Here is a 12,658-nt window from a genome sequence, read left to right as displayed (position 1 = left end):
GATAATGGAGGAAAATAAATGGATAAACATCCTTACAACCATTAATTACCGCATTAAGATTTAATTGAATGTTAACCCAAACTGATCATATTTTGGATATAAATAGCGAACAATTGATTCCGCTGCTGCTCTCGGGCGATGAAGCAACCTTTGAAAAGGTATATAAGCACTTCATCAGGCCGCTGCATGTGTATGCTATCTCTATTTTAAGAGATGAAGATACGGCGAAGGGGATGGTACAAAACGTTTTTATGCGGCTGTGGGAACGAAAGGAACGGCTGAATTTTACCGGCTCGATAAAGGCCTATTTGTATGGCGCGGTTTATAACGAATGCCTTAACAACCTCAGGCACCAGAAAGTAAAGGTTAATCACCAGCAGCACGTACTGTATATGACAAAGGATAAAGTTGATGGGGCCGCCGGTATGGAACTGCTTGACCTCAAAGAAAAATTACAACAGGCATTGAATGACCTGCCCGAAAAATGCCGTACAGTGTTTCAGTTGAGCAGGTTTGAGGATTTAAAATACCAGGAAATTGCTGATGAATTAGGCATCTCCATAAAAACAGTAGAAAACCAGATGGGCAAGGCCCTGAAAACATTACGGCTCAAATTAGTTGACTACCTGCCGTTGATCATTTGGCTTATAAGCCGGGCTTTTAATATTATTTAACATGATGGACGATTTATTAACCAAATACATGCTAAACGAGACCACACCGGTTGAGAATGAAACCATCAACCGCTGGCTTGGCGAAAATGATGATAACCGGAAATATTTTGATCATTTTAAACTGATCTGGGATACCAGCCGCGAACTTAAAATAGAAAGTAAGCTTGATCCCGATACTTCATGGGTCGAATTTAAACAGCTGGCACAAAACAGGGGTGAAGCACCGGCTAAAATTAAATCTTTAAAGCCGGTAAACCGCTGGCTTAAAATGGCTGCTATGTGGCTGGTGATATTAGGCACTGCCGGTACCTTATACACCCTGCTCAAGCCGGTAAAAGTTAATATGCTTGCACTGCAAAGTGGTAATATAGTACGCAAGGTTACCTTATCAGATGGATCATTGATCACCATGAATAAAAACTCGGTGTTGAATTACCCGGACAGATTTACCGGCGATACCAGGGAGATATCGTTAAAAGGAGAAGCTTTTTTTGATGTGGCTCATGACAAATCAAAACCATTTATGATCCACGTTAATGATCTGGTTGTGAAGGTGGTAGGTACATCGTTCAATATCAAAACTACCGGCCCCAATACCGAGGTTATTGTTGAAACCGGCGTTGTGCAGGTAATTCAGCAGGAGATAGTGGTGAAACTAAAACCTAAGGAGAAAGCATCGATACAAAGCGGCCGCCTGCAGAAAGGCAGCAGCCAGGATGAGCTATATAATTATTATCGTACCCAAAAGTTCGTAGCCAATAAAACACCACTATGGCGGCTTGTGGATGTGCTTAATGAGGCTTATCGCGCAAATATTGTCATAGATAATACAAAACTGGCTAACAGGACTATAACAACCACATTTAAAGCAGGTTCACTTGATGGGATATTAGAGATCATAAGCAAAACCCTTGGCGATGTTAAGGTGATCAAAAAACCTCATCTCATCATAATCAAAAACTGATGGAAAAGAAACTAAGCATATTATTTTATATAATGCTCGTGTTGGCGGGCTGCCTGCTCATTACCAATGCGCTGGCGCAGGATAACCTGAACCGTACTGTAGCGCTCAATGTTAAACAAAAAAAGATAGCCGAGATCCTCACCATTATCGGCGAAAAAGGGAAGTTTTATTTCTCGTACAGCAATGATGTCATTGAAACTGATAGTGTGGTGAGCATAGTATCATCCGGGCAAACAATTAAAAGCCTGCTTGATGAGCTGTTTCATGGCAGGGTTGATTATAAGGAGTCGCCGGGATATATTATACTCCGGCCTACCCCATACAGGTTAACCCTTGTGCCTGATACCCTGGCCGGGCCAGGCAATGTTTATTACATCAGCGGTTACGTGTATGATGATTTCACCGGCAAAAAACTTTACAATGCCAGTGTTTATGAAAAAAATTCGCTGGAATCAACCCTTACCGATCAGAACGGTTACTTCCAGCTCAAGATAAAAGCCAATGGTATGATTACTCTTAATGTAAGTAAGGAGCTATATCGTGATACCAGTATCAATTTTTTAAATAATGTAAACGTATCCATAAAATCACGCGAATATTATTACAGCGCCGATGCCGCAAATTCAAAATCAGACAGGAGCTGGCTGGGCAGAATGTTCCTTTCATCCGGCCAGAAAATACAGAACCTTAATTTAGGCGGTTACCTTTCAACAGTTCCGGTACAAACCTCGCTTCTACCAAGTTTAGGAAGCCATGGTATCATGAGCGGGCAAATAGTCAATAACTTTTCGCTCAATATTTTAGGCGGATATAACGGCGGCGTTAATGGCGTTGAACTTGGGGGACTGTTTAATATCAACAAACAGGAAGTTAAATATGTACAGGCGGCCGGGCTCTTTAATATTGTTGGGGGTAACAGCAAAGGCGTTCAACTGGCCGGCATTAATAATAACGACCAGAAAAACATAGAAGGTATCCAGGCGGCGGGCATATATAATATGGTAAAAGACAGTCTTAAGGGTGTTCAGCTTGCCGGGATCTTTAACCACGTGAGCAATAGCAAAGGTATCCAGGCGGCAGGTATTTACAATTACACCCGGAAAAACAACATAGGTTTTAGTATTGCGGGGATAGCCAATGTTACAGGCAACGAAGCAAGCGGAATGCAGATGGCGGGAATTTTTAATAAAGCCAGGGTGATAAAAGGTGTGTCATTTGCTATGGTAAATATTGCCGATACGCTTGATGGTTATAGCATCGGCTTACTGAATATTTCGCGTAATGGATATGCTAAAATTGAAGTGTACAGTAACGAGATCACTACAACAAACATTGCCTTTAAATCGGGGAATGCTAAACTGTATTCCATTATATCGGGCGGCGTTAATTTTACAGATAAGCATGTTTATTACAGCACAGGTTTTGGCTTAGGTCACGATTTTATCTTCAATAATAATATGTCACTGTCGGCTGAGGGTTCGACTCACTTACTATTGGCAAAAGGATGGAAAAACCAAAATCAGATAAACCGGGTAAGCGCGTTGTTCAATTTCAGAGCAGGTTCAAAAGTTAGCTTCTTTGCAGGGCCGTCGTTTAATGTTTACACTAATTATGGCAATCATCCCGGAGATAGCGATATTCAGCAGATCATAAAAAACAAACCCGGTTTGATTGATTGGAGCAACCGTACAAAGGGCTGGATCGGTTGGTCGGCCGGTATCACCATATTGTAAGTGTGCTTTAATATGGTCAAATTTGTGCAAACCAATAATCACCTGATGAAAAAAATCCTTTATCTCATTTTGTTCTGCACATCGTCGGCTTGTTTTGCCCAGGAGGCTAATAAAGACGTGACTTTTTTAAACCCATCCACAGTCGGTAAGCCATTTGGCTATTCTCACGCTGTAATTGTAGACCTGGGTAAAAATAAAATGGTGATCATGTCGGGCCAGGTTGGTTTGGATCAGGCCGGTAAGCATGCCGGCAAAGGTGATCTGGCCAGCCAAACTGAACAGGTTTTTACTAATATCAAAAACATTGTTGAGGCTGCAGGCGGCACCATGAATGATCTGATTGAATTGAACTACTATATCATAGACGCATCGCAGGTACAGGTAGTTCGTAATATCAGGGATAAATATGTGAATACAAAGCAGCCACCGGCAAGTACACTGGTGCAGGTAAGCAAGCTTTTCAGGGATGATATTTTAATTGAGATAAAAGCAACGGCTGTTATCAAAAAGAAGTGAGGTTGATATTGATCCTGCTAAGTTTTAAAAACTTCGCAGTCTGATTTACGTGTTATTACTTTTTATTGGCAGCCCTTGCTACCTTTACCTGTGCAGCAGTTACCTCATTTGCCTTATTGCCAAAGGCCATTAAAATAAAAAAAACCGACGACAGGTTACCTTGTCGCCGGTTTTTACGTCTTGTTTTTACCTGTGAGGCAATACTTGTAAGTGAGATTATGAATAATAAAATGACAGCTTTTTTTAGCCCGTTATTATTTCTTATAGGTGATTTTATAAATATTTCCAGCTACATCATCGGTAACATACAGTGAGCCATCCGGGCCTTGCGCTAAGCCGCATGGACGGTGGGCCGCAGCGCCTGAAGCAGTATTAGCAGCAGAGCCAGAAAAGCCATCGGCAAAAACTTCCCACTGACCATCAGGCTTGCCATCTTTAAATGGTTGAAATACCACGAAGTAACCAGCCTGCGGTTCAGGTGCGCGGTTCCATGAGCCATGAAAAGCTATGAATGCACCATTTTTATATTTCGCGGGGAACTGATCGCCGGTGTAAAATAACAGGCCGTTAGGGGCAAGGTGGCCCGGATAAGCAGCAGCAGGGTCGATAGCATCTTTTCCGCCTTCAATCTTGCCGTCGCCGCCATATTCAGGCATCAGCATTTTTTTATGTTGTTCCTGGTCGTAATACATATAAGGCCAGCCTGCATTATCTCCTTTTTTAAGCGCATACATACACTCGGCAGGTAATATGGCCGATTGTTTAGCGGTGAAATATTGTGGATAGAATTCAAAAAGCTGGTCGCGGCCGTGCTGCATTACAAAAAGCTGGTTGTTTTGCTGGTTCCAGGTGATACCTACAACATTACGCAGACCGGTGGCATAACGTATACCATCGCCATAATGCTGGTTCAATTTATCTGCTTTAAACTGCCAGATGCCGCCGGCCGAATCTAAAATAGGGCAGCCCTTTTGGCCCGGGGAACCTTTTTTTCGGTCTTCAACCTGGCAGGCATTTGAGTAAGCGCCAATGTTTACGTAAATGTTGCCATCGTTATCAAGCGTTATGGCCTTAGCTTCATGCTCATGACGGCTAATAAGGCCGGTAACAATTTTTTCGGGCTGGTCAGCATTGATTACCTCGCCCTTATCGTTCAGTTTATAACGAAAAACCTCTTCATCCGACGATGCATACAGGTACCCGTTTTTAATCGACATGCCTGTGCCGCTATAAGCGCCAAAGCTGTTCTTTACGGTTGCCTTGCCGCCATCTTCGTGAAGCATTAATATCCCCTTGTTGTTTTTAACATTTGTAAGCTTTACATAGATGTCGCCTTGCGGTGTAATGGCAATATGGCGGGTGCCACCAAGTTTTTCAGCAATAATACTGGCGCTAAAGCCTTCAGGAGTTTTAATACCCGCGTTTTCTGTTGATGGAGCAGGGGTAGAAGTGCTATCGGCAGTTTTCTTTGAGTCGCTATTACTTTTGCAGGCTGTAATAAACATAATACCTCCCATAGCAACTACAGGCACTATGGAACGTAATAATTTGCGGTTTTTCATGGTAAAAATTAATGGTTATCAAATTAAGTAAATATACCGATAATCCTAAAATCTGTTTTGTAGTAATCGAGTAACATTGTTGTTTTTATATTTAAGCATATCAATTAATAAAATTTGGCAACAATAGGCTGCGGTCTTAATTGTTTGAAATAAAATTTGGTTAAATGCATTGTGAATAAAATATAGTATTAATTAACTAATGTTGTGACATATAATGCTGTGTTTGATTAAACCATTGCTGATAGATATCGTCCTAACTATATAAAATTTACAATTATGAAAAAGTTAGCCATATTATCAGCAATAGCAGCCGGAAGCTTATTTATCAGTAAAGCCAACGCACAGGTATCTATACAATTTGGTATCAATATCCCCGCTCATCGCGTTTACGTACCTGCCCCTCCTCCGCCAGTAGTTGAAGAAGAGCCTGTTTATGATGATAATGTAAATGTTAGTGACGACGATGATTATTACTATTTACCGGAAGTAGAAGCTTACTATAATGTAGGAGCCGGATGCTACTACTACAATGACGGAAGCCGCTGGGTAAGCTGTGCTTACCTGCCAGGCGCTTACCGGGACTATAACTGGCGTACCGCTGTGCGTTACGAAGTAAGAGCTCCACGACCATACTTGCGTCACGATTTTTACAGGCAAAGGTGGGGCGGTTACATGGGCGACCACGGTAACTGGGGGCACCGCTTTGACAGAAGGCCTGCAGGTGGCTATGCTTATCGCCCGGGTTGGGGTGGTGATCGTGGAAACTGGGGCAGAAGGCCTAATCCATATGATAACCGTGGTAACTGGGGAAGTGGCAGGGATGATCATAACTGGAGCAACGGTAATCATGACCGTGGTAACTGGGGTAATGGAAACCAGTCTGACAATAACAACCATGGTAATCATGGCGGATGGGGTAACGGACAGCCTAACAATGGCAACAATGATAACCATGGCGGTCATGACAATCGCGGCAACTGGGGTGGCCGACCATCGAACGGCGGCGGTTATGACAGGGGCAATGGTGGTGAGCGTTTTTCTCAAAATGGAAATTACGGCCGCGGCATGCGCAGGTTTTAATATTCTAACTCCCTATATATTAACTGAAAGGTCGCCTGGTATGGGCGATCTTTTTTGTTTTATATATTGTTGTGCATTTTTGAGTTATGCTGCATGCATTAATTAATAAGTAATATAAACCATTTATTATCTACTAAACCTGTTTAGCATTACCATTTATATTATATATTTGGTTTTAAAATACTAAATCCTTGAAGAAGAAATTATCTATAGTTGACATTGCCAATAGTCTGAATATATCTAAAACTACCGTATCTTTTATCCTTAATGGTCGCGCACAGGAAAAACGCATCAGCGACGAGCTGGTGAAGCGAGTGCTTCAATATGTAAAAGAGGTTGGTTATAAACCCAATTCGTTAGCCAAAAGTTTACGCACCGGCAAATCAAATATCATTGGCTTGCTGGTGCAGGATATTTCCAATCATTTTTTTGCCACAATAGCACGCCGCATAGAGGATCTCGCTTACCAAAATGGGTATAAGATCATTTACAGCAGTACAGATAACGATACGCAAAAAACGCGCGAACTGATAGCTATGTTTCGCGACAGGCATGTTGACGGCTACATTATTACCCCGCCCGATAATATCGAAGAAGATATCAGCGATTTGATCAAAGATGGTTTCCCGGTGGTGCTTTTTGACCGCTACCTGCCTAAAGTAGCTACCGACTATGTAGTGGTTGATAATCTGTTCAGCACCTTCAACGCCACACAATATCTTATTGATAAGGGACATAAAAATATTGCTTTTATAACTTATAGCTCTATCCAAACTCAAATGATAGAAAGGCTTGAGGGTTATGAAAAAGCCATGCACCAAAGCAAATTAAAACCCAATATAACCGAGGTCGATTTTCACACTACCGTTCAGGAGATGCTTAAGTTAATGACAAACTTCCTGGAAAAAAATAAGGATGTCGATGCTATTCTGTTCGCCAATAATCATTTGGGTAAATGCGGTTTGAAGGCCATCCGTAAGGCAGGTAAAAATATACCGGGTGATATTGCTTTGATCGCGTTTGACGATTACGAACTTTTTGAATTGTATACCCCGGCTGTTACCGCTATAGCTCAGCCAATTGACGAAATAGCCGACAACGTGATCAAGCTGCTGATGGAAAGGCTTAACGCTACTGTCCCTGAAGAAAAAAATCAACACATAACATTAGCAACCGAACTAATTATCAGGGATTCATCAAACTAATGAACTATTTTGCAGGATGAATTCAGGGTGATGGTGTACCAAGTCCTGAACGGTTGATTATTTCAATTCATCTTTCAATATATTCCAAACATTGTTGGCTACAATTTTCGCACCCTGAGCAGTAGGGTGGATGCCATCGCCCTGGTTAAGTGAGGGTACCCCGCCAACGCCTTGCAATAAAAAGGGGACAAGGGCCATATTGTTTTTTTTAGCCAGATGGGGGAAAACGTTTTTAAACTTACCGGTATAATCGGCGCCCATGTTCGGCGGTACTTGCATGCCCAGCAAAACAAGTTTAGCATCAGGATATTTGGCTTTTACCTTATTTACTATAGACTGAAGATTTTTGGCGGTTTCGTTTACCGGAATCCCGCGAAGGCCGTCGTTAGCCCCCAGCTCCAATACAAAAACGTCTACTTTTTGCTTTAACAGCCAGTCTATGCGGCCATTGCCGCCTGCAGTAGTTTCGCCGCTTAGTCCAGCATTTATTACTTTATACGGTAATTTTAATGAATCAACCCGGCGACTGATTACACCCGGAAATGCATCGGCAGGGTCATCAAGACCATAACCGGCAGTGAGGCTATCGCCAAAAAATAAAACTATTTTTTTTGAAACCGAATCAGTTTTAGCAGTTTCTGTGGCAGCTTGCGTCTGATCATTGTTTGATGATTTAGCACCGTCACCGCAACCCGCCATTGTAAGGGCCGCAAGCAAGATACCGCTTAATGTAACTTTGTTCATATAAAATAAATACAATGCGCTCAGGCGTTTGTTCTTAAAATCTCAAGCGGCGGCTTGTTTAACACTCCACGGCTGTTCAGTAAGCCGATAACAACAGTCAACAAACTTACTGTTAAAAATAGTACAAGTGCCGGTAACATGTTCACACTGTACGGTATTTCGAAACTATATTTTGCCAGGAAATAAGTGCCTGCAAAAGCTATCAGGATTCCGGTTAAGGCCGACAGGCTGCCCAAAAACCAATACTCCAACGCTGTTATAGTGAATATTTGTTTACGGCTTGCACCAAGCGTACGTAATAAAACACTTTCCTGGATGCGCTGGTATTTGCTGATCCGCACAGATGCTATCAGCACCACAATACCTGTTATAATACTGAACGCGCTCATGAAACGTATAACGTAGCTGATTTTACTTAACAGCTCATCAACAACACTTAAAATTAGCCCCAGATCAATTATCGAAACGTTAGGATAAGCCCTTACTACAACCTGCTGAAAAGCTGCTGATACCTTGTTTGATGGCACGTGTGTCATCAACACATGAAATTGCGGTGCACCCTCAAGTATTCCCTTCGGAAAAACCACCTGAAAATTGGTTTGTACCTTACCCCAGTTAACCTTGCGAATACTGGCAACATATGCCGGCATTTGTACGCCCTGCACATTAAATACTATTTTGTCGCCAATTTTAAGATTTCCCCGTTTGGAGAGGTTTTCTTCAACGGATACCGGGATTTCTTTTGAAGGATCAGCTTTACCGATCCATTTGCCATCCAGTAATTTTTCTGAAGATGTTAATGAATCCCTGAAGGTTACCCGGTATTCCCAGGCAAAAACACCATGCTGTATTTTGATGGTAGTGTCCTTCGTAAGATCGGCAGCGGTTTTGCCATTAATTTGTTCAATACGCATAGTAACTATTGGTACTCGTTGCAGTACCGGAAGCCCCTGTTGTTTTGTTAACTGAACAACACCTTTTTCCTGATTGCTTTGGATATCAAACAAGATCATGTTTGATTGATTACCGCTGGATGAAAGATTAACCTGCTGTACCAATAACGTCTGCACAAAATAAAGTGTGCAGATAAACATTGTGCTTAAGCCGATTGATACGATAAGAATAATTGTTTGATTATTGGGACGGTATAAATTAGCAAAACCTTGTCGCCACAGGTAACTCCATGAACCTTTTACTATTGCTTTAGTGATGCGCATTAACAGCCAGGCCGTAGCGGTAAGGATCAGGAATGCAATTAAGATCCCAAGTGTAAACAGGATACTGCCTATCACGCTGTCTAACTGTAAATAAGTAAAAGCTATTATAAAGATCAGTATCAACAGGTAAACCAGCCAACGCAAAGGATCCCGTCTGTTCACGCTCTCATCAACTGAAATTCGGAGCGTGTTAAGCGGCGAAATGTTTCGAACAGAAATTAAAGGGAGTAAAGCAAATAATATGGAGATAATGACCCCAAGTAAAATACCCTGGCCAATAGCCATCCACGATATTTGTACGGAAATGGTAAACGGTAAAAAGTCTTTGAATACAAGGGGCAATAAATGTTGAACAGCCGTACCCAATATTGCCCCCGTAACAGAACCAATAATGCCAATCCCAACAATTTGTATCAGATAAATTAAAAATGCCTCAGAGGATTTAACGCCCAAACAGCGCATGATAGCTATTGACGCGATTTTCTCTTTTACATAAATATGAATAGCACTGGCTACCCCAACACAGCCCAGCAATAGGGCTACAAAACCAACCAATGATAAAAAACGGCTCAGGTCGCCAAAGGCTCGGCCGGTATTGTCTTTCTTGGTTTCGATGGTTTCAAAGCGCATTCCGGCCCTGTCGAGTATTGGGTCAATTTTTTTGCTGAGCTTATCTACATTTACAGATGAATTGAACTTGTAATAAAAACTGTAATTAACCCGGCTGCCAATTTTTACAAGCCCGGTTTGTTCCAGGTATTGCATGGGGATATAAACCACCGGGGCAATACCCGCCATTACGCCGCTTTGACCGGGTGCTTTATTCAGAATGCCGGCAATCTGAAAATTGAGATTGCCAACTTTTACCGAATCGCCCACTTTGGCATCGAATTGCAGCATCAGGGTTTTATCAACCAGCGCCATTCTGCCTTTTTTAAAGGTGAGTCCGGCTACCTCGGGTGTAGTTTCTAAAGTGCCGTAGTAGGGGAAACCTCCCTGTAAAGCCCTGATCTGCACCAACCGGGTACCATTTGTGCGCGGAAAATAAAGCATGGACGCAAAGCTTCGTTCCTGTGAGCGCTCGTCGCCTAATGAATCGAGCATATGCTTCAATTTATCATCAACAGGTTTGTTTCCGGATATGGCGAGATCTGCACCTATGAGCGTGGCTGCCTGATCGTTCACATCATTTTGTACATTGTACTTAAACGAATAAATGGCTACCAGTGCAGCTATCCCAAACACAATGGCGGATATAAAAAGGAAGAGCCTTGAACGGTTGCGCCGGCTATCGCGCCAGGCCATTCGGAATAGCCAGGGGATATTTATCTTTCTTTTAAAATCAATTGCGGTATTGTCCATTAGCTTATCCGTTAATGGTTTTCTCGTCAGCAATCAGTTTGCCGCCTTTGATCCTGATGATGCGCTGGGTTTTGGCTGCCAGCTCAGGGTCATGTGTTACAACCACGAGGGTAGTGCCCGCTTCCTTATTCAGGTCGAAAATAAGTTTGATCACCTTATCGCTGGTTTCTGCATCCAGGTTCCCCGTGGGTTCATCGGCAAACAGGATCCGGGGAGCATTTGAAAATGCGCGTGCAAGTGATACACGCTGCTGCTCGCCGCCCGAAAGCTGGAGCGGGTAATGATGGCTGCGCTCTGATAAGCCTACTTTATCTAAAAGATCCAAAGCCCTTGCTTTGATGTTTTTTTCGCCCCTAAGCTCAAGTGGCACCATGACGTTTTCGAGTGCAGTTAGTGTCGGTAGCAACTGGAAATTCTGAAATATGAAACCTACATGCTGATTCCGCACTTGTGCACGCTGATCTTCAGTAAGCTTGTTAAGGTTAATGCCATTGAGTTCAACGGTGCCTGAAGTTGAGCGGTCAAGCCCGGCACAAAGGCCAAGCAGGGTGGTTTTTCCGCTGCCTGATGGCCCGACTATAGCATTGGTTGAACCTATTGCGACTGAGAAATTTATTTGATCGAGCACGGTGAGTGTACGACCTGCACTTTGGTATGTTTTACTTAAATCAGAGATATTGAGGATATTGTCCACGGATGTTTTTTTGGTATAGATACAAAAAAGCCGGGGTTGTTACTACGCCCGGCCATTAAACACCCAAGTATTATGCCATCTTTACTTTTAGCTGACATTGAGTTTTGAGGTTGGCTTTTATCTGAATAATAACGACGTAACCGGGATTGAAGTTAAGCTTTATCTGCCATTGCAAGCTCATACATCTGGTCAAAAGGTTTATTTTTTAGTTCGATGGCAACAGCGGAGTTCCGCTGCTCACAATATTTTAGCATTTCATAACAATCGGTTAAAATATCATCATCGATACCTTTAAAAGTCATTTCCACCACTTTTCCAGAGATCTTATAATATTCGTCAAGAGCCGTAATGCCCTTCTCGGTTATCTTGATCAGTTTAGCCCGTTTGTCATCGGGCGAGGTGCGTTCATCTATCTTGTTTTCCCGGATGAGCCTGTTAATGACTTCCATGCCCGTTGTTGTTTCGGCAAACATATAGTTGATCAAGTCGCTTTTTCTTACTTCACCAAGGTGAAGTAAACCATTCAGGTAATAGAAACTTTCGGCAGGAGGGATGCCGATGTGGTTAACTGCCGACCGGAAATAAAGCGAATAAGCGCTCAGGATGCGGCCGAGGGTTTTAAGCAGGTATGCGCCGTTCATGATGCGCTCACCTTTTTTGCCGGCTTGTTTAGGTTTTGGGCGTTGCTTTTGCAGATAATATCTGCAAAACGCTTCTACAGTAGGTTGTTCACTTACTTCTTCAAAAGCAGTCCATTCATCAACTAATTGCACTATTGGTTTCATTTTATTACGGTTTGGGTGTAAAATTATAAATTTATTTCTAAAATGTTTTAATTGTTCCTAAATAGAAATATATTTGCCAAACTATATCGAAATAGAAATATATGGAAAATGAGAATGGCTTG

Annotated in this window: 11 protein-coding genes; 6 read left to right on the top strand and 5 right to left on the bottom strand. The window is 42.4% G+C overall.

Annotated features, from left to right (window positions below; translation table 11 throughout):
• Positions 1 to 68 precede the first annotated feature (68 nt).
• Genes J3L18_RS10225 through J3L18_RS10210 form a run of 4 tightly spaced genes read left to right on the top strand, consistent with a single transcriptional unit; the run spans position 69 to position 3,887 of the window.
• Positions 69 to 674, top strand: coding sequence for an RNA polymerase sigma-70 factor (locus J3L18_RS10225; RefSeq protein ID WP_091162847.1), 606 nt, complete (start codon positions 69 to 71; stop codon positions 672 to 674).
• A gap of 1 nt (position 675) precedes the next feature.
• Positions 676 to 1,638 (top strand): FecR family protein, encoded by a 963-nt coding sequence (locus tag J3L18_RS10220; protein WP_129568068.1) that lies wholly within the window; start codon positions 676 to 678, stop codon positions 1,636 to 1,638.
• Entirely contained in the window at positions 1,638 to 3,371 is a 1,734-nt protein-coding gene (locus J3L18_RS10215; protein WP_129568067.1) for a carboxypeptidase-like regulatory domain-containing protein, read from the top strand. The genes J3L18_RS10220 and J3L18_RS10215 overlap by 1 nt, the downstream gene beginning before the upstream one ends.
• A gap of 45 nt (positions 3,372 to 3,416) precedes the next feature.
• On the top strand, positions 3,417 to 3,887 hold the full coding sequence (locus tag J3L18_RS10210) for a RidA family protein (protein WP_189549069.1): 471 nt from the start codon (positions 3,417 to 3,419) through the stop codon (positions 3,885 to 3,887).
• A gap of 254 nt (positions 3,888 to 4,141) precedes the next feature.
• Here J3L18_RS10210 and J3L18_RS10205 read toward each other — a convergent pair whose 3' ends face one another.
• Positions 4,142 to 5,449 carry a PQQ-dependent sugar dehydrogenase gene (locus J3L18_RS10205; RefSeq protein ID WP_223266090.1) on the bottom strand — a complete coding sequence of 436 codons (1,308 nt, stop codon included), beginning with the start codon at positions 5,447 to 5,449 and terminating at the stop codon, positions 4,142 to 4,144.
• Between the two features lie 276 nt (positions 5,450 to 5,725).
• On the opposite strand from J3L18_RS10205, the gene J3L18_RS10200 reads away from it, so the two are divergent.
• Together J3L18_RS10200 and J3L18_RS10195 are read left to right on the top strand one after the other, a co-directional pair.
• Entirely contained in the window at positions 5,726 to 6,529 is an 804-nt protein-coding gene (locus J3L18_RS10200; protein ID WP_091162850.1) for a hypothetical protein, read from the top strand.
• Positions 6,530 to 6,720: 191 nt separating this feature from the next.
• A complete protein-coding gene (locus J3L18_RS10195) occupies positions 6,721 to 7,734 on the top strand; it encodes a LacI family DNA-binding transcriptional regulator (protein WP_091162851.1) in 1,014 nt (337 codons plus the stop codon).
• 57 nt (positions 7,735 to 7,791) lie between these two features.
• Here J3L18_RS10195 and J3L18_RS10190 read toward each other — a convergent pair whose 3' ends face one another.
• The 4 genes from J3L18_RS10190 to J3L18_RS10175 form a co-directional block, all read right to left on the bottom strand.
• Positions 7,792 to 8,478 carry an arylesterase gene (locus tag J3L18_RS10190; RefSeq protein ID WP_129568065.1) on the bottom strand — a complete coding sequence of 229 codons (687 nt, stop codon included), beginning with the start codon at positions 8,476 to 8,478 and terminating at the stop codon, positions 7,792 to 7,794.
• Positions 8,479 to 8,498: 20 nt separating this feature from the next.
• Positions 8,499 to 11,057: an ABC transporter permease gene (locus J3L18_RS10185; RefSeq protein ID WP_208102465.1), complete on the bottom strand. Its 2,559-nt coding sequence runs from the start codon at positions 11,055 to 11,057 to the stop codon at positions 8,499 to 8,501.
• 4 nt (positions 11,058 to 11,061) lie between these two features.
• Positions 11,062 to 11,751, bottom strand: a complete 690-nt coding sequence (locus J3L18_RS10180; RefSeq protein ID WP_129568064.1) for an ABC transporter ATP-binding protein — start codon at positions 11,749 to 11,751, stop codon at positions 11,062 to 11,064.
• A 152-nt stretch (positions 11,752 to 11,903) separates the two neighbouring features.
• Positions 11,904 to 12,536: a MarR family winged helix-turn-helix transcriptional regulator gene (locus J3L18_RS10175; RefSeq protein WP_112651272.1), complete on the bottom strand. Its 633-nt coding sequence runs from the start codon at positions 12,534 to 12,536 to the stop codon at positions 11,904 to 11,906.
• Positions 12,537 to 12,658 lie beyond the last annotated feature (122 nt).

Origin of the sequence: Mucilaginibacter gossypii, from assembly GCF_017569325.2 — a bacterium.
Lineage (GTDB): Bacteria > Bacteroidota > Bacteroidia > Sphingobacteriales > Sphingobacteriaceae > Mucilaginibacter > Mucilaginibacter gossypii.
This window is presented reverse-complemented; position numbering and strand designations above follow the sequence as displayed.

Bases quoted from the DNA above. Each gene is read 5' to 3' on its own strand.
- J3L18_RS10200 (WP_091162850.1), top strand. From the start codon at position 5,726: ATGAAAAAGTTAGCCATATTATCAGCAATAGCAGCCGGAAGCTTATTT.
- J3L18_RS10205 (WP_223266090.1), bottom strand. From the start codon at position 5,449: ATGAAAAACCGCAAATTATTACGTTCCATAGTGCCTGTAGTTGCTATG.
- J3L18_RS10215 (WP_129568067.1), top strand. From the start codon at position 1,638: ATGGAAAAGAAACTAAGCATATTATTTTATATAATGCTCGTGTTGGCG.
- J3L18_RS10220 (WP_129568068.1), top strand. From the start codon at position 676: ATGATGGACGATTTATTAACCAAATACATGCTAAACGAGACCACACCG.
- J3L18_RS10190 (WP_129568065.1), bottom strand. From the start codon at position 8,478: ATGAACAAAGTTACATTAAGCGGTATCTTGCTTGCGGCCCTTACAATG.
- J3L18_RS10225 (WP_091162847.1), top strand. From the start codon at position 69: ATGTTAACCCAAACTGATCATATTTTGGATATAAATAGCGAACAATTG.
- J3L18_RS10175 (WP_112651272.1), bottom strand. From the start codon at position 12,536: ATGAAACCAATAGTGCAATTAGTTGATGAATGGACTGCTTTTGAAGAA.
- J3L18_RS10185 (WP_208102465.1), bottom strand. From the start codon at position 11,057: ATGGACAATACCGCAATTGATTTTAAAAGAAAGATAAATATCCCCTGG.
- J3L18_RS10210 (WP_189549069.1), top strand. From the start codon at position 3,417: ATGAAAAAAATCCTTTATCTCATTTTGTTCTGCACATCGTCGGCTTGT.